Source organism: Lysinibacillus sp. NPDC097162, from assembly GCF_044762185.1.
GTDB lineage: Bacteria > Bacillota > Bacilli > Bacillales_A > Planococcaceae > Lysinibacillus.
On record NZ_JBIWDT010000001.1, the window covers coordinates 21,042 to 45,000 of the forward strand.

22 protein-coding genes are annotated in these 23,959 nt (G+C 37.4%); 16 read left to right on the plus strand and 6 right to left on the minus strand.

Annotation, left to right across the window (positions count from 1 at the left end):
• The first annotated feature begins 48 nt into the window (after positions 1–48).
• From ACIQXW_RS00120 to pyc, 3 genes are read left to right on the plus strand one after another with little or no spacing between them, the layout of a single operon-like run.
• Entirely contained in the window at positions 49–330 is a 282-nt protein-coding gene (locus ACIQXW_RS00120; RefSeq protein ID WP_173477891.1) for an Fpa/YlaN family protein, read from the plus strand.
• Positions 331–390: 60 nt separating this feature from the next.
• Positions 391–1,572, plus strand: coding sequence for an FtsW/RodA/SpoVE family cell cycle protein (locus ACIQXW_RS00125; RefSeq protein WP_402759302.1), 1,182 nt, complete (start codon positions 391–393; stop codon positions 1,570–1,572).
• A gap of 11 nt (positions 1,573–1,583) precedes the next feature.
• The gene (gene pyc / locus ACIQXW_RS00130) at positions 1,584–5,018 is read left to right on the plus strand and encodes a pyruvate carboxylase (RefSeq protein ID WP_402759304.1); all 3,435 of its coding nucleotides are present in this window, start codon (positions 1,584–1,586) and stop codon (positions 5,016–5,018) included.
• A gap of 408 nt (positions 5,019–5,426) precedes the next feature.
• On the opposite strand, the gene ACIQXW_RS00135 is transcribed toward pyc, so the two are convergent.
• Positions 5,427–6,350 carry a COX15/CtaA family protein gene (locus tag ACIQXW_RS00135; protein ID WP_340826032.1) on the minus strand — a complete coding sequence of 308 codons (924 nt, stop codon included), beginning with the start codon at positions 6,348–6,350 and terminating at the stop codon, positions 5,427–5,429.
• Positions 6,351–6,686: 336 nt separating this feature from the next.
• Between ACIQXW_RS00135 and cyoE the strand changes: the two genes are divergently transcribed.
• The 7 genes from cyoE (at position 6,687) to ACIQXW_RS00170 (ending at position 13,439) form a co-directional block, all read left to right on the plus strand.
• Positions 6,687–7,604 (plus strand): heme o synthase, encoded by a 918-nt coding sequence (gene cyoE / locus ACIQXW_RS00140; RefSeq protein WP_401020525.1) that lies wholly within the window; start codon positions 6,687–6,689, stop codon positions 7,602–7,604.
• A gap of 96 nt (positions 7,605–7,700) precedes the next feature.
• On the plus strand, positions 7,701–8,789 hold the full coding sequence (gene coxB, locus ACIQXW_RS00145) for a cytochrome c oxidase subunit II (RefSeq protein WP_340826030.1): 1,089 nt from the start codon (positions 7,701–7,703) through the stop codon (positions 8,787–8,789).
• Positions 8,790–8,830: 41 nt separating this feature from the next.
• The gene (gene ctaD, locus ACIQXW_RS00150; RefSeq protein WP_340826028.1) at positions 8,831–10,714 is read left to right on the plus strand and encodes a cytochrome c oxidase subunit I; all 1,884 of its coding nucleotides are present in this window, start codon (positions 8,831–8,833) and stop codon (positions 10,712–10,714) included.
• Positions 10,714–11,340 (plus strand): cytochrome c oxidase subunit 3, encoded by a 627-nt coding sequence (locus ACIQXW_RS00155; protein WP_340826027.1) that lies wholly within the window; start codon positions 10,714–10,716, stop codon positions 11,338–11,340. Before ctaD ends, ACIQXW_RS00155 begins: the two co-directional genes overlap by 1 nt.
• Before the next feature lies 1 nt (position 11,341).
• On the plus strand, positions 11,342–11,686 hold the full coding sequence (locus ACIQXW_RS00160) for a cytochrome C oxidase subunit IV family protein (protein WP_340826026.1): 345 nt from the start codon (positions 11,342–11,344) through the stop codon (positions 11,684–11,686).
• 326 nt (positions 11,687–12,012) lie between these two features.
• Positions 12,013–12,942, plus strand: coding sequence for a cytochrome c oxidase assembly factor CtaG (ctaG, locus tag ACIQXW_RS00165; RefSeq protein WP_340826025.1), 930 nt, complete (start codon positions 12,013–12,015; stop codon positions 12,940–12,942).
• A gap of 35 nt (positions 12,943–12,977) precedes the next feature.
• Positions 12,978–13,439: a DUF420 domain-containing protein gene (locus ACIQXW_RS00170; RefSeq protein WP_340826024.1), complete on the plus strand. Its 462-nt coding sequence runs from the start codon at positions 12,978–12,980 to the stop codon at positions 13,437–13,439.
• 17 nt (positions 13,440–13,456) lie between these two features.
• Here ACIQXW_RS00170 and ytvI read toward each other — a convergent pair whose 3' ends face one another.
• Both ytvI and ACIQXW_RS00180 read right to left on the minus strand, forming a co-directional pair.
• On the minus strand, positions 13,457–14,521 hold the full coding sequence (gene ytvI, locus ACIQXW_RS00175) for a sporulation integral membrane protein YtvI (RefSeq protein ID WP_402759308.1): 1,065 nt from the start codon (positions 14,519–14,521) through the stop codon (positions 13,457–13,459).
• A gap of 206 nt (positions 14,522–14,727) precedes the next feature.
• Positions 14,728–15,129 carry a YugN family protein gene (locus tag ACIQXW_RS00180; RefSeq protein WP_173477879.1) on the minus strand — a complete coding sequence of 134 codons (402 nt, stop codon included), beginning with the start codon at positions 15,127–15,129 and terminating at the stop codon, positions 14,728–14,730.
• Between the two features lie 147 nt (positions 15,130–15,276).
• Here ACIQXW_RS00180 and ACIQXW_RS00185 point away from each other — a divergent pair, with 147 nt between their 5' ends.
• Positions 15,277–16,383 (plus strand): CAP domain-containing protein, encoded by a 1,107-nt coding sequence (locus ACIQXW_RS00185; RefSeq protein ID WP_402759310.1) that lies wholly within the window; start codon positions 15,277–15,279, stop codon positions 16,381–16,383.
• A 305-nt stretch (positions 16,384–16,688) separates the two neighbouring features.
• Positions 16,689–18,161 carry a UDP-N-acetylmuramoyl-L-alanyl-D-glutamate--2,6-diaminopimelate ligase gene (locus ACIQXW_RS00190; protein WP_402759312.1) on the plus strand — a complete coding sequence of 491 codons (1,473 nt, stop codon included), beginning with the start codon at positions 16,689–16,691 and terminating at the stop codon, positions 18,159–18,161.
• Here the strand turns inward: ACIQXW_RS00190 and ACIQXW_RS00195 are convergent.
• The gene (locus tag ACIQXW_RS00195) at positions 18,145–18,642 is read right to left on the minus strand and encodes a PaaI family thioesterase (protein ID WP_340826019.1); all 498 of its coding nucleotides are present in this window, start codon (positions 18,640–18,642) and stop codon (positions 18,145–18,147) included. The genes ACIQXW_RS00190 and ACIQXW_RS00195 overlap by 17 nt on opposite strands.
• 86 nt (positions 18,643–18,728) lie before the next feature.
• On the opposite strand from ACIQXW_RS00195, the gene ACIQXW_RS00200 reads away from it, so the two are divergent.
• Together ACIQXW_RS00200 and ACIQXW_RS00205 are read left to right on the plus strand one after the other, a co-directional pair.
• Positions 18,729–19,175: a YlbF/YmcA family competence regulator gene (locus ACIQXW_RS00200; RefSeq protein WP_402759314.1), complete on the plus strand. Its 447-nt coding sequence runs from the start codon at positions 18,729–18,731 to the stop codon at positions 19,173–19,175.
• Positions 19,176–19,526: 351 nt separating this feature from the next.
• On the plus strand, positions 19,527–20,579 hold the full coding sequence (locus ACIQXW_RS00205) for a tartrate dehydrogenase (RefSeq protein WP_401020513.1): 1,053 nt from the start codon (positions 19,527–19,529) through the stop codon (positions 20,577–20,579).
• 61 nt (positions 20,580–20,640) lie between these two features.
• Here ACIQXW_RS00205 and ACIQXW_RS00210 read toward each other — a convergent pair whose 3' ends face one another.
• The gene (locus tag ACIQXW_RS00210) at positions 20,641–21,546 is read right to left on the minus strand and encodes a glycerophosphodiester phosphodiesterase family protein (RefSeq protein ID WP_401020511.1); all 906 of its coding nucleotides are present in this window, start codon (positions 21,544–21,546) and stop codon (positions 20,641–20,643) included.
• Positions 21,547–21,771: 225 nt separating this feature from the next.
• Here ACIQXW_RS00210 and ACIQXW_RS00215 point away from each other — a divergent pair, with 225 nt between their 5' ends.
• Entirely contained in the window at positions 21,772–22,044 is a 273-nt protein-coding gene (locus ACIQXW_RS00215; RefSeq protein ID WP_340826014.1) for a YlbG family protein, read from the plus strand.
• Positions 22,045–22,046: 2 nt separating this feature from the next.
• Here ACIQXW_RS00215 and ACIQXW_RS00220 read toward each other — a convergent pair whose 3' ends face one another.
• Positions 22,047–22,436 carry a DUF7147 family protein gene (locus tag ACIQXW_RS00220; protein WP_340826012.1) on the minus strand — a complete coding sequence of 130 codons (390 nt, stop codon included), beginning with the start codon at positions 22,434–22,436 and terminating at the stop codon, positions 22,047–22,049.
• A 57-nt stretch (positions 22,437–22,493) separates the two neighbouring features.
• Between ACIQXW_RS00220 and ACIQXW_RS00225 the strand changes: the two genes are divergently transcribed.
• Positions 22,494–23,915 carry an RNA polymerase II gene (locus ACIQXW_RS00225; RefSeq protein ID WP_402759317.1) on the plus strand — a complete coding sequence of 474 codons (1,422 nt, stop codon included), beginning with the start codon at positions 22,494–22,496 and terminating at the stop codon, positions 23,913–23,915.
• Positions 23,916–23,959: the final 44 nt, after the last annotated feature.

Genomic DNA, 23,959 nt, shown 5'->3' on the forward strand with positions numbered 1-23,959 from the left:
CTTTATTAAGATAGAATCGAAGAAATATCAGATAATGGGGGCGTCCTCATGGATACGAAATCACAAACTTCCTTTCAAGAGAAGGCTTTGGAGCTTTTAGTAGCTGATGCAGATAAAATTGCTCGCCTCATTCGAGTACAAATGGATCATTTAACGATGCCACAATGCCCTTTATATGAAGAAGTATTAGATACACAAATGTTCGGCCTTTCACGTGAAATTGACTTTGCTGTGAAGCTTGGACTTATTGAACGCGATAAAGGCAAAGCAATTCTCGATTCACTCGAGAAAGAACTTTCTGTACTACATGACGCGTATACAGACAAATAAAAAGAAAAAACTCAAACGCTGCTTGCGATTTGAGTTTTTTTACTAGAACGAGGTTTTCCAATGAAACAATACTTAAAACGATATGCTCAAAATTTTGATTATCCATTATTTTTTACTGTCTTGTTGTTAAGTTTATTTGGGTTAGTGATGATTTATAGTTCGAGTATGATGGTTGCAATTGTACAAAAGGAACAAGCACCTGATTATTTTTATCAAAAACAACTAATTAATTTAGCTGTCGCGTCTTTAGGTTTTTTGGTAGCAGCATTTTTCCCTTATAAGCATTATGCAAATAAAAATATTATGTTGTTACTTACGATAGTATTAATCGTTCTCTTTACATGGGTAAAAGTAGCGGGTAATGGTGCAGAGCAAGTAGGATCTCAAAGTTGGATTCATGTACCGGGATTCGGGAATTTTCAGCCTTCTGAATATGCGAAACTATTTATAATTTTATATTTTGCTGCAGCATTTTATCGAAAATCTCAAAAATATACATTTGAAAAGCTACAACCAACAGAAATTTTTTATCCGATTTTCCTATGGATTCTTGTTGTTGCTGGTGTGGCATTTGAAACAGATTTAGGTGCTGTCATTATTTTATGTGGCATTGCAGTATCCGTTGTAGCGGCAAGTGGTATTCCTTTTAAAACGTTTTGGAAGTTTTTTGGCGTATTAGGTGCATTTGGTGCAGCCATTCTTGGTATGCTTTGGCTCTTTAAGGGCGAACTATTAAAAGGGAACCGTAAAGGACGTATCGAGTCTTATTTTAATCCGTTTGATTATGAAAACGGGGTAGGTCACCAAGTTGTCAATAGTTATTATGCAATTGGCGGTGGTGGTTTAGAAGGTCGAGGGCTCGGTCAATCTATTCAAAAATTAGGGTATCTACCTGAACCACAAACCGATTTTATTATGGCAATAGTGATGGAGGAACTTGGTATATGGGGCGTGTTAATCGTCTTAGGTGGTTTAGGATTTATAGTATATAAAGGTTTTTCTATCGCATTACGAACAAAAGATCCGCTAGCACGTATGATAGCGGCAGGTATTGCTAGCTGGATAGCTTGGCAATCGTTTATTAATCTTGGGGGTGTAACCGGGTTAATCCCGTTAACCGGTGTCACGCTGCCTTTCATTAGTTATGGCGGGACATCTATAATTTTGCTATCTTTAGCTATGGGAATATTGGTCAATGTTTCCATGTTCGAAAGGGTAGAAAGAAAGAAATCACAAACATAAGGGGGATACCTATGGAATCAATCAACAAAATCCTTGTAGCCAATCGGGGAGAAATTGCAATTCGAATTTTCCGTGCGTGTACGGAGCTCAACATTAACACTGTCGCTATATATTCACGTGAAGACAGTGGGGCATTTCATCGCTTTAAAGCAGATGAGGCTTATTTAGTAGGGGCAGGCAAGAAGCCCATCGATGCGTATTTAGATATTGAGGGCATCATTGCAATCGCTAAGGATGCAGGCGTTGATGCGATTCATCCAGGGTATGGTTTTTTATCAGAAAACGTGGATTTTGCACGTCGTTGTGAGGAAGAGGGAATTTTATTCATTGGCCCAACTTCGCAGCATTTAGATATGTTTGGTGATAAGGTAAAAGCACGTGAACAAGCTATTAACGCAAATATCCCTGTCATTCCAGGTACAGATGGTCCAGTTGCTTCTGTAGAAGAAGTACAAGCTTTTGGTGAACAATATGGTTATCCGCTTATGATTAAAGCCTCTTTAGGTGGCGGTGGACGTGGAATGCGTGTTGTACAAACAAAGGATGACGTTGCGTCTGCTTATGAACGTGCCAAATCAGAGGCAAAAGCAGCTTTTGGTTCGGATGAAGTATATGTAGAAAAGTGCATTCTCCAACCAAAGCATATTGAAGTTCAAATTATAGGCGATAAAATGGGCAATATTGTGCATTTATATGAGCGTGATTGCTCTATTCAACGCCGTCATCAGAAGGTTGTAGAAATTGCACCATCGAATTCGATTTCAGAAAATTTAAGAAATAAAATTTGTGATGCTGCGGTTCAGCTAATGGAAAATGTCTCGTACATAAATGCAGGGACAGTGGAATTTTTAGTTGCAGGCGATGATTTCTATTTCATCGAGGTTAACCCTCGCATTCAAGTAGAACATACAATTACGGAAATGATTACAGGTATCGATATTGTACATGCTCAAATTAAAGTAGCTGCGGGCTACGGCTTGCATAGCGAGGAAATTCATATTCCACAACAAGCGGATATTCCGATGATTGGTTATGCAATCCAATCGCGTGTTACAACAGAAGACCCAGCTAATGACTTTATGCCGGATACAGGAAAGTTAATGGTATATCGTTCAAGTGGTGGTTTTGGCGTTCGTTTAGATGCCGGTAATGGCTTCCAAGGTGCCGTTGTAACACCGTACTATGATTCGTTGCTCGTAAAAATTTCAACTTCCGGTATGACGTTTAAAGAAGCCGCTGCGAAAATGGACCGAAATTTAAAAGAATTCCGTATTCGAGGGGTAAAAACAAATATTCCGTTTTTAAATAATGTAGTAACACATAAAAATTTTATAGAAGGCACGTTTGATACAAGCTTTATCGATACAACGCCTGAATTGTTTAACTTCCCTGTGCGCCAAGACCGCGGAACAAAACTGCTAAGCTATATCGGTAATGTGACGTTAAATGGTTTCCCAGGGGTGGAAAATAAGGCGAAGCCAATTTTTGCTCAGCCTATTAAGCCACTAGTAGACTTGAATGGACAGCCACTGTCAGGTACAAAACAAATTTTAGATGAACATGGTGCAGATGGGCTGACAAAATGGATTTTAGAACAGCAAGATGTATTATTAACGGATACAACGTTCCGTGATGCACATCAATCCTTACTGGCCACACGTGTACGTTCTCAAGATATGTACCAAATTGCAGATGAAACAGCACGTATGATGCATAACTTCTTCTCGCTAGAAATGTGGGGAGGCGCAACGTTTGATGTAGCATACCGCTTTTTAAAAGAAGATCCATGGGAGCGTTTAGCGAAGCTACGTGCGCAAATACCAAATGTACTATTCCAAATGTTGCTACGTGGGGCAAACGCTGTAGGTTATACAAACTATCCAGATAATTTAATTCGTGAGTTTATCGCGGAGTCAGCTGCATCTGGCATTGATGTATTCCGAATTTTCGATAGCTTAAACTGGATTAAAGGTATGGAAGTAGCGATTGATGCGGCAAGAGATGCAGGAAAAATTGCTGAAGCTGCGATTTGCTACACAGGAGATATTTTAGATGATGGACGTGCGAAATACTCTGTGCAGTATTACAAAGATATGGCGAAGTCTTTAGAGGCGTCAGGAGCCCATATTTTAGCGATTAAGGATATGGCTGGGCTATTGAAGCCGGAAGCTGCATATCGCTTAATTTCGGAGTTAAAAGAAGCGACAAGCCTACCTATTCATTTGCACACGCATGATACAAGTGGCAATGGTATTTATTTATATGCAAAAGCGATTGAAGCAGGAGTCGATATTTTAGATACAGCACTCGGCGCAATGGCAGGCTTAACGTCACAGCCAAGTGCAAACTCACTGTACTATGCGATGAAGGGTAGTCAACGTGAAATTCGTGCCGATATTGAATCGCTTGAAAAGCTTTCATATTACTGGGAGGATGTTCGTAAATACTATAAAGATTTCGAAAGCGGCATGATCAGTCCGCATTCTGAAATTTATGTCCATGAAATGCCAGGTGGACAGTACAGTAACTTACAGCAGCAAGCTAAGGCTGTTGGACTTGGCGATCGTTGGGATGAAGTAAAACGTATGTACTCACGTGTAAACTTATTATTTGGAGACATCGTGAAAGTAACACCATCATCGAAGGTGGTTGGTGATATGGCTTTATTCATGGTGCAAAATGATTTGAATGAAGAAACGGTTATTTCAAGAGGGCAAACAATTGATTTCCCAGATTCAGTTATCGAATTATTCCAAGGATATATAGGGCAACCACACGGCGGCTTCCCTGAGGAGCTTCAAAAAGTAGTATTGAAAGAGCGTGAGCCAATTACTGTTCGTCCAGGTGAGCTGTTACAGCCAGTTAACTTTGAACAGCTAGAGGAAGTATTGGCGGACAAATTAAATCGTCCTGTTACGAAGAAGGACATACTTGCCTATGCACTGTACCCGAAAGTATTTGAAGAGTATGCTAAAACTGTAGAATCATTTGGGAATATTTCAGTTTTAGACACACCTACGTTCTTATACGGATTAAAGCTAGGCGAAGAAATTGAAGTAGAAATTGAAAAAGGTAAAACGTTAATTATTAAACTTGTATCGATTGGTGAGCCACAGCATGATGGTACACGTGTTATGTACTTCGAGTTAAATGGTCAATCACGAGAGCTTGTCATTCAAGATATGACAGTAGAAGTGGACGGCAGTATAGCACTGAAGGCTGACCCAAGCAATCCAAATCAAATTGGGGCGACAATGCCAGGTACTGTTCTGAAGGTCGTAGTATCAAAGGGCAGTCCAGTAAAACGTGGTGACCACTTGTTAATTACCGAAGCCATGAAAATGGAAACAACTGTACAAGCACCAAAAGACGGTATAGTGAAAGAGGTCTATGCAATTGCGGGCGATGCCATTTCAACAGGCGATTTATTAATTGAAATTGAATAATTAATGATAGAAGAAGGTTATTAGTTTGCTGCTATTGCATACTAATAACCTTTTTTCTTATAAAAAAGAATAGTAGGAAGTGCTCAAGAAATAATATAGTACAAAACCCTATAAAAATAGTTTTAATAGTAAAAAATATTTCACTATTATAATAGTAGAAATTCACTTTTTTTGACTTAAGGTATAGGCGGTTTATTGTTTGCTGATGCTGTTGTTGTATTATGTCCAATTTCTTATCGAAGATTTTATAATCGAAGTAAACAATTAGTCTTTTCCTTCATATCAAAAAAGTAATATAAATTAGCTGTTTCTTAGCAAAATTCGTGCATGTGGGTTATTTAATTTTGGATGAGGAGTAAGTGGGGTAAATGAAAAAAAGACTCGACAGAGCCGAATCCTTTTCTAAAATTATTTATTTTTTTCATTATAATTGCTACGTGCTACAAGCATAATCATGTAACAAAGGAGACCAAATAAAAGTGAAATGAACAATGAATGCAATAAAGCTACTGTTAAATTCAATCTAGTAAGGACTACTGACATACCAGCTAAAACTTGTAATATAACTATGATGAAAGCGGTAATCCAGCCATAATAAATAACACGTTGTTGTTTGTATTCTTTTATAGCGTGCCAAGTTATGTATGTAATCCAAATGAAAATAATGATAGCTGCAAGTCGATGTCCCATTTGTACCCATTCGTACATATTGTTTGGTGAGGCAAACGGTGTTTCGTTGTAGCAAAATGGCCAGTCTGGGCATACTAAACTAGAATCTGTATGTCGAACGAGTGCCCCTGTATAAACGACCAAATAAGAATAAATTGTGACAGCAATTGTATGCCAACGTAGTTTTTTCCCAATAAATACGTTATCTGCATCAAACTTTCGATCAACTTCAAATACAATCATAGAAAGAATAAGAACGGCAGCAAAAGAAATAAGTGAGATTCCAAAGTGAAGTGCTAGAATGAAGTCTCCTTGTCCCCATAATACTTGAGCTGCTCCAATTAGTGCCTGTGCGATTAAGAAGAACATCGATAAAAAACCTAAAAATTTTACTTCACGAATATGCCCAAGTTTCCGCCATGTCCAAATTGTTAAGACAAGAATTGAAATTGATACGACTCCTGTTACAAGACGATGCGAGAATTCGATTAATACTTCTGTTGTAATTTCTTTTGGGATAAGAGATCCATTACAATCCGGCCAGTTTCTACCGCAGCCTAAGCCACTATCTGTTTTAGTAACGAGTGCCCCGCCTAGTAAAATAAGGAGCATTCCCACTGTAGCGGCAACAGCAAACCACTTCATATACCTGTTGTGTTGCATAAAATGAGTCACCTACTTTATCTATCAATATTACATGAAAGTAATGTTTCTGCTACTAGATGATATCTAAAATACGTTTAAAAAACAACTTGTAAGGAGTAGGTAGTTTTAGATGTTGATTCCATTTCACAAATTGTTCATAATTTCGTGCTTTAACCTTCACAATTCATTTTAGAAAATGATTTACTATAGATATGTTGTTTTTAATTATATTTCTAGACAAAGCTAATTTTTACAACTTCATCTAAATTTCACTAAACGTCTAGAAATCAATCGCAAATTTCGCTATAGTTATTGTTAGCGGAATATGCTTACAAAAATGAAAGGAGAGGTAACATGTCAAACGGTCGTACGTTTTCAGCTACTAGAAATACTAATCCAGGAACTTCATCCGTTGTAAAAGATTTCTTAGCACTGATAAAAATTGGAATCGTTAACTCGAATCTTGTCACAACGTTTACAGGGATGTGGCTAGCATTTCAATTTACTGGTAGACATTTCTTGCAAGAGCTTGATGTTATAGTTTGTATCATGCTTGGTGCTGCATTAATTATTGGCGGTTCTGGTGCAATGAATAATTTCATTGATCGAGATATTGACCCTATAATGAAACGCACAAAGTCAAGACCGACAGTGACAGGTAGATTTAAGCTGAACTTTGTATTGACTATTGCCCTCTCATTTTTAATTGTAGGTGAAATTTTGTTATTTACGGCATCATTTGCGGCCGGCATGTGGGGACTAGTTGGAATATTCGCTTATGTTGTTCTATATTCAATGTGGTCAAAGAGGAAGCATGTTAGTAACACGATTGTTGGAAGTATTTCTGGGGCGATTCCACCTGTAATTGGTTTTGCAGCAGTTGAACCTGCACTTGGCCCAGGAGCACTTGCCCTATTTCTTATCATGTTTGTATGGCAGCCACCGCATTTTTATGCGCTTGCTATGAAACGTACTGAAGAATATCGTGCAGCTAATATTCCAATGCTACCAGTTGTAAAAGGTTTTAAACGAACGAAGTACTCAATGTTTTTCTGGATTCTTTTATTATTACCGCTACCGTTCCTTTTACCTGAGCTTGGAGTTGGATTCTTAGTGCTTGCGACTACTTTGAACGTAGGCTGGTTATTACTAGCTTTAAAGGGCTTTACCACAAAAGACGATATGAAGTGGGCAAATAAAATGTTTATTTATTCATTGAATCATATGACCATACTATTTGTGGCTATCATAATATTTGCGGTATTCAGCTAATTTGGAATTCTTTCTTTCACAAGAATTCATATAGATAGAACCAATGTCCTAGGTACACATGAAAATACAACAAAGAAAGAGGGGTTTAATTAAGCTATGATGAAAGGGCTTAAAAAGTGGCGTCTTTTTTCACTTCTAGCAGTGATGATGGTTTTCCTTTCTGGTTGTGGTGAAGAGTATATTTCTGCACTGAAACCGTCTGGTCAAGTAGGTAAAGAACAATTCAACCTATTAATGTTGGCTACTGGAATTATGACGTTAGTTGTAGTAATAGTATCTGTAATCTATTTACTTGCATTCTTAAAATTCCGCCGATCAAAAGTAGGCGAAAACGTTATTCCTAAGCAAGTGGAAGGTAGTCACACACTTGAAGTAATTTGGACAGTTATTCCAATTATTTTATTATTAATCTTAGCTGTACCGGTTGTTACTGCTACTTATAAATTTGCAGATGTTGCTGCAATGGACGAAGTAGATGCTGAAGGTAATAAAACTGCCCTAACAGTAAATGTAACTGCAAAACTATACTGGTGGGAGTTTGAATATCCAAACCAAGGGATTGTAACAGCACAAGAATTAGTTGTACCAACAGGTCAAAAAGTTTACTTTAACTTAAAAGCTGCTGATGTTAAGCACTCATTCTGGATTCCCGCGATTGGCGGTAAAATGGATACTAACGTAGAGAACTTAAACAAATTCTATTTAGTATTCGATAAAGAATCAGCAGATCTTAAAGATGGCGTATTCTATGGTAAATGTGCTGAGCTATGTGGCCCTTCACACGCACTAATGGACTTTAAGGTAAAAACAGTTAGCCCAGATGCATTCGATGCTTGGGTAGCTAGCATGAAAGCAACTGAAGGACAAACTGCTTCAAAAGATTCAACTGATCTTGGTGAAGCTACATTTGCTAACAGCTGTTTAGCTTGTCACGCTGTATCTGGCGTAGGTGGTACTGGTGGAGTAGGTCCTAACTTAACTACATTCGGTGACCGTAACCGTGTTGCAGGTTTCTTAGAACATACTGAAGAAAACGTACAAGCATGGATTAAAAACCCAGGTGATTTTAAACCAGGTAACTTAATGATGAATCCAGATGGTACTGCACCAATCTATGGCGATTTATCTGAAGAAGAAATTCAAGCTCTTGCAACTTACATCATGGGCTTATCAGTAGAGAAATAATTTTTCGTTTTATGTAACAAACTTTGAGGGAGGTAAAAGTTGTGAGCTCATATACACAGAAAAAGGGCTTTGGAGCAGCTGTCTGGGATTACATTACAACTGTTGACCATAAAAAGTTAGCTGTAATGTATTTATTAGCCGGTACATTGTTCTTCGCTATCGCTGGTTTTGAAGCGTTATTAATGCGTATTCAGTTAATGAAACCAAATAACGATTTCGTTTCAGCTGGTTTTTTCAATGAATTATTAACGATGCACGGAACGACAATGTTATTCCTTGCCGCGACTCCATTACTATTCGCATTTATGAACATGCTTGTACCATTACAAATTGGTGCACGTGACGTTGCATTCCCGTTCCTTAACTCTTTAGGGTTCTGGTTGTTCTTCCTAGGTGCTGTATTCCTTCACCTATCATTCTTTATGGGTGGCGCACCTGATGCGGGCTGGACATCTTATGCATCATTATCTTTATATTCTCCAGGACATGGTATTGACTTCTATGTACTTGGTTTACAAATTTCAGGGGCGGGTACGTTAATTTCAGGTCTTAACTTTATCGTAACGATTATTACTATGCGTGCTCCTGGTATGACATTTATGCGTATGCCATTATTCACTTGGACTGCTCTAGTATCAAGTGCATTAATCTTATTCGCATTCCCTCCATTAACTATTGGTTTATTAATGATGTTATTTGACCGTATGTTCGGTGGTAACTTCTTTGACCATACAATGGGTGGTAACACAGTAATTTGGGAACACTTATTCTGGATCTTCGGACACCCAGAAGTTTATATTTTAGTATTACCTGCTTTCGGTTTATTCTCGGAGATTATCCCAGCATTCTCTCGTAAGCGTCTGTTCGGATACTCTTCAATGGTATTCGCAACAATTTTAATTGGTTTCCTAGGCTTCATGGTTTGGGCTCACCACATGTTCACAACTGGTCTTGGGCCAACTGCGAACGCAATTTTCGCTGTTGCAACAATGGCAATTGCCGTTCCAACAGGTATGAAAGTATTCAACTGGATCTTAACTATTTGGGGCGGGTCTATTAAAGTTACTACACCAATGCTTTATGCACTTGGTTTTATCCCGTCATTCGTTGCGGGTGGTGTTACTGGGGTAATGCAAGCATCTGCTCCACTTGATTACCAATTACACGATTCTTACTTTATCGTTGCTCACTTCCACTACGTAATCGTAGGTGGTATCGTAACTGCTTTATTCGGTTCAGCGCACTTCTACTGGCCAATTTTCTTCAACCGTATGTTAAACGAAGCGCTTGGTAAATTGACTTTCTGGGTATTCTTTATCGGATTCCATTTAACATTCTTCGTACAACACTTCTTAGGTTTAATGGGTATGCCACGTCGCGTATTCACTTACATGGAAGGTCAAGGTTGGGATCAGTTCAACTATATTTCTACAATCGGTGCATTGATGATGGGTGTAGGGGTTATCTTAATGGTAATTAACTGCTTAATGTCTATCAAAGGTAAACCGGCAGGTCGCGATCCTTGGGGCGATGGACGTACTTTAGAATGGTCAATTCCACAACCAATTCCATTCTATAACTTCCGTCAAACACCACTTGTTCGTGGTCTAGATCCATGGTGGATCGAAAAGCAAGAAGGTAATAAAGATGTTACATTTGCTGAGCCATTAGGTGATATTCATATGCCAAACAACTCTGCAATACCATTCGTTATTTCTTTAGGTATGTTTATCGCAGCATTCGGTGCTCTTTATAATCCAGATGCAGATAAACCATGGTCAATTTATGTATTAATTATTGGTCTTGCTATTACATTTGGTGCTATGATTTTCCGTTCTGTTAAGGACGATCACGGCTTCCACTTACACAAAGAAGACATTATTGAAATTGAAGAACAACTTTACGGTAAAGGAGGAAATAAATAATGGATATCAATACTAAATTTACTCCTCATACTTGGCCAGATCATCCTGAACAAGCAACGATGGAAGGTAAAAATAAAGTCGTTGGTTTCTGGATTTTCCTTGCCTGTGAAGTTGTACTTTTCGCAAGTTTATTTGCAACTTACTTAGCACTTAAGAACAAAGGGCCAGCTGGCATGGAGTTCACAACACAAGGTTTATTTGAATTACCGTTAGCATTTGCAATGACGATGTTACTATTAACGTCTTCACTGACTTCTGTTTATGCGATTTACCATATGCGTAACTTTAATTACAAAGGTATGCAAACTTGGTTAGCAATCACGTTACTTTTAGGTCTTGGCTTCCTTGCCCTAGAAATTTATGAGTTCCAACACTATGTGCACCTTGGTTTCACTTTTAACCAATCTGCATTCGCAACTTCGTTCTATACGCTAGTAGGTACACACGGTTTCCACGTAACTTTAGGTTTAGTATGGATTACAACATTACTTATCCGTAACGCTAAACGTGGACTTAACTTGTACAATGCGCCTAAATTCTTTGTGGCTGCATTATACTGGCACTTTATCGACGTTGTTTGGGTATTTATCTTTACAGTAGTATACTTGATGGGAGTGATCGGATAATATGTCATCACATGATACACCTGTAGTTGCTAAGTCTCAAGCGCAATTCGAATATGATCGTCATCATAATGCCGTTCATATGCGTAAACAAGTAATCAACTTTGCGATCATGATTTTCTTTACGTTTATCGCGTTCGCTGTAGTTGCAGCTGGTTTTTCTAAATACTTAATAGCACCATTTGTTCTATTGCTAGCTGGCGTTCAAGTTGTTCTTCAACTTTATGCTTTCATGCACTTAGAAGATAAAAAAACACACTTCGGTGGTGTTATTGCATTCTTTATGTGGATGGGTGTATTAATCGCATTTACATTCTTCTTAGCATTTTTAACAATTATTTGGTGGTAATCACCAAAAGGCATGTTCTCTGCTCTTCGCAGAGACGTGCTTTTTTTGTTTTGCTAATAGAATGTAGTACTGGTAAATTGTTCACCGTTCGTTCATTGCAGTATAGCTGTAAGCGTTTTATAATAGGGATATTGAGTTTTATTGTCTCTGTCTAATCGTGCCTGTTTTTATAGTGCTAGCGTTTTAAAAAAAACACGATATTCGCTAGAGGCGTAACTTTATTTTGTAAATGTTTGTTTCTAAGATAAGTAAAACATTTTGGCGTGCATCACTTGCTTAAGGCGTTAGGAATGTATGCTGGAAAAAGTTAAAGGAGCGCGTATTGTATGCCACTTAGTATATTTGGTTTCCAAGCTTTATGGAGCCCGTATTTAATAGGAGTTCTCGTTTTTATAACAGCGATTTACTTTTTAGTGACAACGAAATGGCGTAAAGATTTTAAAGTAAGTGAGCCATTGAAAAAAAGTGAAGCAATTTATTTTGTATTGGCAATGATTACGATTTATATTATTAAAGGATCTCCGATTGATTTAATGGCCCATATTATGTTTACGATGCATATGGTGCAAATGGCTATTCTTTTATTACTTGTGCCAATTTTCTTAATTAAGGGTATTCCATGGTGGGTGTGGAAAGTTGCAATTGAAGCGCCTGTTGTCAAACCTTTATTTAAAGTGTTAACATTACCAGTGGTTGCGATATTTGTTTTTATAGGTTTATTTTCTATCTACCATTTACCATCAGTATTAGACTACATTAAATTAAACGAAACATTACACGGTACTTATACATTTGTGTTATTTGTTTCTGCTGTTTTAATGTACTGGCCTCTAATTCAAAAAATACCAGATAGTGCTGAAATGAAACCTTTGCATAAATTAGCGTATATTATTGCCAATGCGGTTTTAATTACTCCTGCATGTGCTTTAATCATTTTTGCGCCTAATGCTATGTATGAAACATATACGAGTGGTGAAGCTTGGCTCAAAGCAATGGAGCTATGTGTACCAGCCTCAACTTTATCGGGCTTGTCTTTATCTGGACCAGAGTTATTTACAGATATGACGCCTGTTGCGGATCAGCAACTTGGTGGTGTTCTTATGAAAATATTACAAGAGATTATTTTTGGTGTTTTAATCGGCGCTATCTTTACAAAATGGTACCGTTCTGAGCAAAAGGACCCTGATAAAATTACTGCCGATGCATTAAAAGCACACCAACAGAAATGGGAAAGAGAACATCAACATCAGCTGTAATAATTGAAATTTATTTTGTATAAGGAGTTTTGTGAATGGAATTGCAAATTTTGCCTACTATTAGTACATCATTTATTGTAATAAGTGCTGTACTTGTAGCAATTGGTTGGGGCTTAATTATAAAGGGAAAAGTAGAAGCACATAAAAAGGTTATGTTAGCTGCTGGTGTTGCTGCACTTTGCTTCTTTATCATCTACGCTTCACGTACGGTCTTTATTGGTAATACAGCTTTTGGTGGCGGTGAGGATTTAAAACCTTACTATACATTCTTTTTAATATTCCACATTACATTAGCAACAGCTGGAGCCGTATTTGGACTAGTTAGTATTATTTCAGGTTTAAAAACAAACATTAAGCTTCATAAGCGAATTGGACCAATCACTAGTATTATCTGGTTCTTTGTAGCAGTAACAGGTGTTATGGTGTACATGTTATTGTATATACTATTTGAGCCAGGTGAAACAACATCTGTTATTAAAGCGATTTTAGGATTTTAACACAAAAATCTCCCTCCTTACTCTTGAGAAGGTGGGAGATTTTTTATAGAAGACTGATTAAATAAAGAAAGAGCAACGACAACGAGTAATGGGCCGATTAAAATACCGAGAAAACCAAATACTTTAAAGCCGATAAACATCGCGATAAAAGTGGAGAGCGAAGAAAGACCAATTTTATCACCAATAATTTTAGGCTCAATCATACGACGTATTAAGAAAAGTACGACTGTCAGCACAACTAAGGCAATAGCAAAGACATAATCACCAGTAAATGCTTTGTAAATTGCCCACGGTAACAGTAAAATAAATGAGTCTAAAAAGGGAATAACATCTAATAGTACTATTAGAAGTGCTAATATAAACGGAAAAGGCGTTTTTAATAAAAAAAACGATATTAAGGCTACGGCAAATATACAAATTCCAACAAGTAATTGCGCTTTAATAAAGCCAAATAATGCAACTTTAACACGCTCTCCGATAAAAAGTATTTTTTGATGGTAATGAAAAGGGATAGGTGCCATTAGTCTCTTGTTAATCGATGGTAAATCTAAAAGAAGCATGTATAACACAATCCAATAAACGAAAATATCAAACAAAAGTGATGGTAAGTGGGAAAGTAACGACGACCAATCATTAATATTTGTTAAAGAAAGTGCAAATTTTTCAATGGAGGATAACCCTCGTTCAATTATTAATTGAATTTGTGTCACAAGATCAAGTGGCAAATGATACGTATAATTAGCTAGCTTAGATTGAATTTGAATCCATAGTGCTGATAATTGGTTGAGATAATCTGGAATATGAATAATAAATGACGAAAACTGTTTCCAGCTTATATAACCTAAGAGAATACATAGTAGTAATGTTATGCAAAAAAAGAAAACTAAAAAAATGGAGACAATGATTTTACGCTTTTTTCGAAAGCGTTTGCTCATTCGAATAATAAGAGGCTCTAATAATAGTGCGGTTACATAGGCAAGAAGTATAGGAAAAGATAAGGATAAAAACCATAGTATAATTAATCCTATGGCGATGACAATTATAGGATGACGAAAAAAGGGTCTTTTAAAAAATTGTATCAAGTATCTCACCTACATCATTTGAAAGATACCGTTAGTATGAGGAGAAATAATTTTTTTACTCAAAATAAAAAAGACTGGACCACCAGTCTTTTCTTGATAATTATACATATAAATTCTGTAAACATGAATTTGTTGTTGCATTAATACCATTGTTTTGGTCATTACTATGCAAAGACATTGGCTTTACGTTGTTGCTAAAGCGCTAATTAAGCGTTAACAGTTTCCAACGCTTTTTTGTTAGAAGGAGACTCAACTACGAATGCTTCTAAGTCTAATCTTACTTTTTTTAAGATTTCATCACATTTTTTTACAAGATGAGCTGGGAAAACTTCATCGTCACCATACTCAACACCATGTGGATAGTAGTATTTACCAAGAGCTGGTTTCATTAATGTTAAGACAGCATCATGTGCTCCAACATCACCAGATTGCGCATATGCGAATACGCGTAGGTAGTAACGGCCTTCACGAGTATCGAAACGACGGTCAAAAGTCATGCGTTCGTAATCCCAAGCACCATCACATTCTAAACCATTATTTTTCATAATGTTTTCAATCAGTTCTTGGTCAGCTGTTAAATTCTCAAGGTTAGTATTCTCAAAATACATCTAATAATCCTCCTTTAGCTTTTCGTACATAGTATACGCTCATTTTTATAATAGAGCATATTCGACATTGTTGCAATGACAACATTGTGTCAACACGTTTACAATTGATATAATAACTTACAATAATGGGGAAGAAAGGAGTCGTTTATGAAAGCTTTATTTCGCATTTTAATTGCCTGTGCAACGATTGCGTTTATCGGCTTTATGTTCTTTAATACGCCTAAAGAAAATGAGCCACTTGAAGGTCCAAATGCCAATTCAAATATTATTCCGAAAACAGAGCTGGAGCAACCAGAAGTTGGAGCGATGACACGTCCGCAAAGTGGTATGTCGACATTAATTGGCCAAGGAATTCAAGTTGTCTTAGAACAATATGGTGAACCGGCAAGGAAAGAGCCTTCATCATTTGGTTATGAATGGTGGGTTTATAAAACAAGTGTGTCGACATTTTTTATGCTGGGCGTGCAAAATGATGTAGTGACACAAGTATACATAGCGGGTGATAAGCTAGATGCTACACCTTTTAAAATAGGTCAGAAGCGGGACGATATTTACCGAATGACGATTATAGATTATGAAGTAGCTGCCAATGTGGGGGAAAATATTTTCATTTTCTCTATGAGTGAGGAAGATATGCAGACTAGGCTACTAATAAAATTTGATGGACTATTTGCACAACTTTATATTGATAGAGAAACGAGTGCACTACAAGGTGTTCGCTTTACGGATAGTGAGACGCTCGTACTACATCAGCCTTATGAAATGATTTATCAAGGTGAGCTTGTTAGTCCGACGCCGCCATCCTCGTTTTTACAACAAGTTATTAATGAAGCAAGTACTGCACAGCTTGATGATTTAATTAATGTCACGCGCGTTCATCATGATTTAGCTCCATTGGAACTTGATGCAAAACTAGAAGAAGTAGCAAAATTGCACAGTGAAGATATGAAAGTGCAAAATTTTTCAGGTCATGAATCACCAACAAATGGCGATTTAAAGAAACGTTTAGACACACATGAAATTGCTTATAGTGATGCGAATGAAAACCTCGCGACAGCATACTTTGATGCGATTGAGGCAATGCATGGCTGGCTCAATTCACCTGAACATCGCAAAGTAATTTTAAACGATAAATTTTCTGCTGTAGGATCAGGTGTCTTTTTAAATTACTATACTCAAATTTTCGTGGAGCCATCGAAGCAAAAGGATGATAGTGAGGAATCTGTTGAGGATACAGAAGAAGCAGTTCAATAAGTGCCAGGCACTCAAACAATTCTGAACTTTGCGAGTAGGATTTTTACGATTAAGAAGCCTATATTATTTTAGGTAACTCTATAATTTAATCAGTCTCAAAAGATTGTCTTGATTAATTCAAGACAATCTTTTTTTGTCTAAAACAGGCAAAATCAAATGGCTAATATTTTTCGTATTGGTGAATGGCTTGCAACTTTCCACGTTTACAATAGCCTACTTAAATGGCATTTGGAGGCTCCTACATTTTTCGTCACACCGTTACAAAAGCCGTCATATGATAGAGAACTGAAAGGAGGAATGAGACATTGCAATTAGCTGAGCTATTGAAAGATTGGCCATGTAGTGTAACTGGTGGATCCATTCGTACAATAATTACTGGTGTAGAGGATTATGCACAATCGGTGAAACCTGGAGATATTTTCATTGTCCGCAAAGGAAAAAAGACATCTGGCAGTCGCTTTGTAAAAGAAGCACTGGCAAGAGGAGCTGCCGCTGTAGTATCCGAGGAAAGTATTGCAATACCATTCAGCGATCAGAATATTCCTTTCGTTTGGGTACCGAATACCGCTTTGTTTTTATCTTATGCAAGTGCAAAACTAGCTGCTTTTCCGGCTGAAGCATTATCGGTTATTGCCATAACGGGAACGAATGGAAAAACAACGGTAAGTCATTTTGTAAGCCAATTACTAAAAGCTTTACATAAAAATGTAGCAGTTATTGGAACAGTAGGCTTCTTCGTTAATGGGCAAAAACAACAAACAGAATATGAGCAGTTAACAACATTACAAGCAAAAGAGCTACATCCTATTTTAAAACAATGTGTTCGTCAAGGTGTTACACATGTTGTTTTAGAAGCTTCCTCAATGGGACTGCAACAGCATAGACTTGATCATTGCGATATTGATTGTGGGGTATTTTTAAATTTATCAGAGGATCATTTGGAAGACCATGGGGGACTAGAAGCGTATAAACGTGCTAAAAAGAGATTAGCGGATTTATCAAAAAAAATTGTGTTAAATGGAGACGATAATTTTTGCCGCTCCGTTGGTATTTACGACAAGAAAAAATCATGCTCATTCGGCTTTGACAATCACAATGATTTACATATACAAATCGTGAGTGAAACTATTGGAAAAACCGTACTATGTTTGCAAACGACAACGAGTGAGCACATTATTGCCATTCCTTTTGTTGGTAAGTATCATGTGCAAAATGCAGTAGCTGCATTAATGGCTGTGTGGCGTTTAGGTTTCACTATTGATGAACTAGCGGAGCATATGTGGGGACTTAAATTACCAGAAGGTAGACTGGAGCGAATAGAAAACCTACTTGGTATTGATGTGTATGTAGATTATGCACATACGGCAGAGGCATTGCAGGCAGTGTTACAAACTTTTGATAGTAAGAAGACCATCTACCTAGTGTTTAGCTGCGGTGGCAATAGAGATAAGGCAAAACGTTTTGCCATGGGTGCTGTGGCAAGCAAGTATGCAGATGTTATTTTCTTAACGACTGATAACCCTCGTGATGAGGATCCTATATTAATTAATGAAAGTATTATTGCTGGTTTCTCAGAGCAGCAATATTATGAAATTTTTTTAGACCGGAAAGTTGCGATTCATCAGGCATTGGCAAAAGCGCAAAAAGGAGATATTGTGCTTGTTGCCGGAAAAGGGCATGAACAAACACAACAAATAAAAAATCAAAAATTCCCTTTTTCCGATCAACAATGTATTAAAGATTATTTTGCCTCTGTTATGACTAACGACGCTGAATAACAAAGAACGAAGCGGTGGCAATTGCCAGTTTACGACCAGTTTCATCCTCAATGTCACATTCCATTACAAGTGTTTGACGTCCCTTATGAACAAAACGTCCTCGTGCAACTAATTCTTTATTGGTCGTGGTTGCTATATAGGAGACGTTAATATTTGTTGTTACAACATTAAAGCCTGCTGGAACAGAACGCGATGCGAGTCCGCCCATTGCGGCATCAGCAATTGTTGCAATAATCCCTCCGTGCGGCACTTTAATGGTATTGTGAATAACGGGTGTAATAGGTATCCGTACCTCACTACTGTCTGGCTCGAAGTTGCCCACCATATGTAAAGCGGCATTGATATAACGGCGATGTATGCCTTGTTGTTTACCGTGAATACCATTTAGCAAGTGTAGTAAAACTTCCTCATCCTCCGCTGTACTATGTTGTAAAATAGTAGCGAGTAATTCTTCAATTTGTCCTTTAGTTGATGTTGCCAATTTTAAAACTCCTTCTTTTAGAAATATCAATAATGTAAAATTACCACAAAATCTGTTATGATGGGTATTAGATTGGGGGAATTAAAATGATGATAACCTCTGAATGGGCAATCATTTTGGATGAGGCCGATGCGCTTTGCGAAATGATTCTTTCCTCCGAGCCTGCGAATGCGCTAAGGTTAGCGTATAATGCTGTATATAGCGATAGTGAGCTAGTTGAAGCTATTTATGCATTTGGTCGCATGAAGGAGCAATACGAAGATGTACAACGTTTCGGAAAATATCATCCGGATTATCATACAATTATGAAATCGATTCGTCAGCAAAAGCGCTCACTCGATTTAAATGAAAAAATTTCAGCATTAAAGTTAGCTGAAAATGATTTTCAAGATTTACTAGATGAGATAAGCTTACTTATAGGTAAAACTGTATCAGAAGCAGTAAAAGTACCAGTAAGTAATCCATTTTTCGCATCCAATTCTTCATGTGGAAGCGGTTGTGGCTCAGGTGGCTCTTGCTCCTGTTCTGCATAATAGAAGTAGTGTCAAAACGACACTGCTTCATGTAAAGACACAATACCTCTCGAGGTGTTGTGTCTTTTTTTGTGAAAATTCATAACCTAGGAGCAAATTATTTTATATGTAGATGCTACTAGTTGATTGGAGTGGAAGGTGCGACACTCCTGTAGCTGAAAATCCATTTTTGTGGCATTGCCGAAAAAATTAGTTGAAGCCGTGCCTACGGAAAGGGAGCGCCTGGAACGGAAATCATCGTGTCATATTCTCTACAGGTAGAAGCATGTCAAAAAACACTGCTTCTATTTTTTTTGCAATAAAAATTATATAGTAAATATGTAAGTAAAGTTGGGAAAAGGGGGCAATGAAATGAATACATATCGAATTGCTGTTATTCCAGGAGATGGTATTGGAAAAGAAGTAGTACCAGCAGCGATAGAAGTTTTAGACAAGGTTGCACAATTAGATGGAAGCTTTACATTTGAATGGACAACATTTCCATGGGGCTGTGATTATTATTTAGAAACAGGTAAAATGATGCCTGATAACGGCATCGAACTATTAAAGGGCTATGATCAAATCTTTTTAGGGGCAGTAGGAATGCCTGATCTAGTACCCGATCACATTTCCTTGTGGGGGTTATTAATTAAAATTCGTCGTGAAATGAAGCAGTCTATTAATGTACGTCCAGCGAAGCTACTACAAGGCTTAGCATCACCATTACGTAATCCGAATGGCTTTGACTTTGTTGTTGTACGTGAAAACTCAGAAGGGGAGTATTCAGAGAGTGGTGGTCGTATTCATAGCGGACAGGATGAAATTGCCATTCAAAATGCAATCTTTACTAGAAAAGCGACCGAACGTGCGATGCGATATGCCTTTGATATGGCTAAAACCCGTCGTCAGCATGTTACTAGTGCAACAAAATCGAATGGTTTAACTTACAGCATGCCATTTTGGGATGAGGTATTTGAAGAAGTTGGTAAAGACTATAAAGCAATTGGACAAGCGACTAACCATATTGATGCGTTAGCAGCTTTCCTAGTGATGAAACCAGAAAACTTTGATGTAATCGTTGCTTCCAATTTATTTGGAGATATTTTAACAGATTTAGGTGGAGCTATTATGGGAAGTATCGGTATTGCTCCAGCAGCTAACTTAAATATTGAACGCGAATATCCTTCTATGTTTGAACCAGTTCATGGCTCCGCGCCAGATATTGCTGGAAAAGGAATTGCTAATCCGCTTGGGCAAATATGGACAGGCAAAATGATGCTTGATTTTTTAGGCTATCAAGAGCTAGGTTCAACGGTGCTAAATGCAATGGAGGCTACATTGGCGCAAGGTATAAAAACCGGAGATTTAGGGGGAACTGCCACATTACGGGAGGTAACTGATGCAATTTTAGCTCAATTATCTTAATGGCGTTTTATAAAAGATAAAGGTAAGAGCATTTACAATAGTTGCTCTTACCTTTATGTCTTCAATCATGTTCTTGTAGTAATTCAACTGCAACATCAGGTCGATCGGTAATAATACCTTTTGCGCCGTTATTAATTAATTTATTCATCGTAACAGAATCGTTGATTGTCCAATAATGGACAGGGATATTCAAGTTATTTAAAAACTGAATAAATTTCGGTGAATCGAGCGATACGACACCTGATTTTGGAGGAATTTGAAATACGTCTACTTTTGGATGATATAAATGTCCGAATTGACTTGAGAATGAAGCAAATGCTTTGCGTACATCTGATTCACCAGCTCCAAGCGCAACTTGATTTTGTGCATATAAATTAAAACGGTCAATTTGTTCACCATAAAAGCTAGTGACAACGACATGATCCTCTGCATTAAGTTCTTCTATTAATCGCCATAGTTTAGAAGGCATTAAACTACCTTCATACGTATCTGGTGCATCTTTAATATCAATATTGATTAACATATTTGGATAGCTTTCTAGTAATTCACGTAGTGTAACAACGTCAACTTTTTTGTCCCGATAAGGAAATTCACCTGCTAAATCTTCAAATTGATAGCCATGATTCAATGCGTTTATTTCTGCTAATGTCATTTCTGATACTGACCCATAACCATCAGTAGTACGTTCTACGGTAGCATCATGGTAAACGATAATTTCTTCGTCTTTTGTTAAGCGAATGTCTATTTCAAAGCCGTCTACACCTAACTGTGCAGATTTTTCAAAAGCAAGCATTGTATGCTCAGGTTCTAAATGTGCTCCGCCACGATGTGCGAGAATGATCGGGCGATCAAATTGTAATGCTTGTTTCCCTTCACGCTGTTGAGGTTTGGAAATAGCTTTACTACCTGCCCAAGCAGCTGCACTGGCTGCTGCTATTGCAATAGCTATCTTCGTTTTCTTACCCATATTCGTCCTCCTTAACAATCAAATTAATATAAAAGGTGCTGGCGAATTCACTTGCAATGTTCAAGCTAAAGCACTTTTATCTAGCATGAGAGAAAGTAAATCTGTCGATAAACGCGCTATGCTTTACCATTATAACGGAAAAATGAGCGTTCTGTCAGCTAAACTCTGTTGCTATCATTTTCCGGTCTATGGTATGCTTTTATGTAAGAAATGAGGGGAAACTATATGAACGAACGACAAGGGCTAATCGTTTACGTCCATCAATTAAAACATGCGAAATCACTTCGAAAATATGGTCATGTTCATTACATTTCTCGTAAGCAAAAGTACGTAGTATTATATTGCAATCGAGAGGACATTGAAATGATGTCAATAAAATTACAACGCCTTCCATTTGTGAAAGACGTTGTAGAATCTTATCGTCCCTTCGTTAAAACTGAGTTCGAAAATGCAAAGCCAGATAAAGCGAAGGAATACGACTATAAAGCGGGGCTATAACATTAGTTTAATGCTGGAATATAGTGATGAAGTCTCATTATTCCAATTAAGTATTGATAAAATAGTTTTGGCTCCGAAAATATAGAAGAGTGCTTTATTTCTACAACAACCGCTTTTCGACCTAGTTGTTCAATACTTTCTTCGAACATAATTTGACGCTTGGAAGGCTTTTCTTCATGGAATGGAATGCCTTCGCGACAAATATAAATCGGCATGAATTTACTTTCTCCGACTGGTTTTAAAGCGATAGCTAAAGAAGCTACCTTTTTATCTTCTTTTGTAGATGTTAGTATAAAGGCTTGGTGAAAGCGACCTTGATTCGTTTTAATAAGTTCAAGTAGTTCATAAACATCGCCATAGCCTTCTCCTAATTCTATAAATTGTTGTGGCATTTAATATTGCACATCCTTTCCAATACACATAGTATCATGCTGCGGGAGGTCAAGCACATGAAATTTGCAGTCAGTTTTTTTTCAATTTTAGTATTAGTCGTATCTGGTGTGTTGTTTTTCCAATATCAGGCCTATTCTTCTGATTTAGAGACAGGAAATGGTGCATTCCATTATTCACAGGAAATTGAGATTGTCTATCGTGAAAATAGTCTAGATATTCGGCATCATTTTAAAAACTTGCCAAATCAAAAGGTGAAAATAAAATGGCCAGAGGATGCAACAAACCCAACGTGTTTTATCGATAACGAAAATAGTTGTAATCGTTTATCAGAGGAAGTTTCCTATTTTGAAAAAGGCGAAACTAAATCACAATCCGTTTCATACATAATCCCAATCGAGGGTGGCTTAAAAGATAAAATGCTGCTTCAAAATGTCTTTGCCACTTTAACGAATGGAGAGGTATCGTATTCTGTCATACATATTTCAACAGATAGTAAAACTGTCGGACAATGGATAACAGGTTTACCTTTAGTAGGTCAGCAACAATTATCGCTTGTTAACTATACGATGTTTAGCGGCAATGGCACGGCGAGTGATTTATATTGGCAAGCTGGTGATTTAAAGGCGCAAGAGCAAACTCCTGTCTTAACAATTTATGCACAGCAGGCAATTTCAAAAGATTTCTTAAAATCACTCGAAAATTTAAAGTTCTTAAATGATGAGCATATAGCGATTGTTCAGGAGAAAAACCCTGTTGCCCAACATGACGAACGATTATTATTTTTACCAACGCTAACAGCACAAGCGGTTGAGCAGGAAGTGATTCTTTCGCAAATTCATTCACAATATGCTTTTGAAAATTCACCGGCATGGTTGGCTGAAGTTGTGGCATCCTATTTAGTGAAGGATACGATAGGCTCAGAGAAGACAAAAGAAATTGTGCAAACATTAAAAGACTACATGACAGCAAGCCAACAGTTAGCATGGCAGGAAGCTATGGATAACCTTGGACAAGAACCAATCTCTCCAGTGACAATGGATAAGCTACTTTCAACAGTGTTAAATGGGAAAACTTCTTATTTCCAATTAAATGCAACACTAGAAAATGGTACGTATCCGTTATTAATGGAAGACGAGCGTAGTATTTATGTAGATGGCATTCATAAAAAAGATGTTCATGTTATTTTATATGAAGGTCAAGTATTATACAGTGCCGATACATTACTTCCTTACCTAGGATATACAGCAGGAGAAGGGAAGAACGGTTATTATGTAAATAGTGACAATCGAACATTCCGTTTCCCGAAAGAATCTGGATTCTACGTGTTCAATCAACGTAGATATTCCACAATTTCTGATCCAATTATTAAAATTGTGGATCATTATTATGTAGAAGAAGCTTGGCTACAACGACTATTTTTAGTAGAACTACAAAAAAGTGATGGTCGAATTCAAGTTTTAACACAAGAACAAGAATAATTTTTTGCAGCGGAGGAGTTCTTTCGCTGCAAAAATGCTTTCTA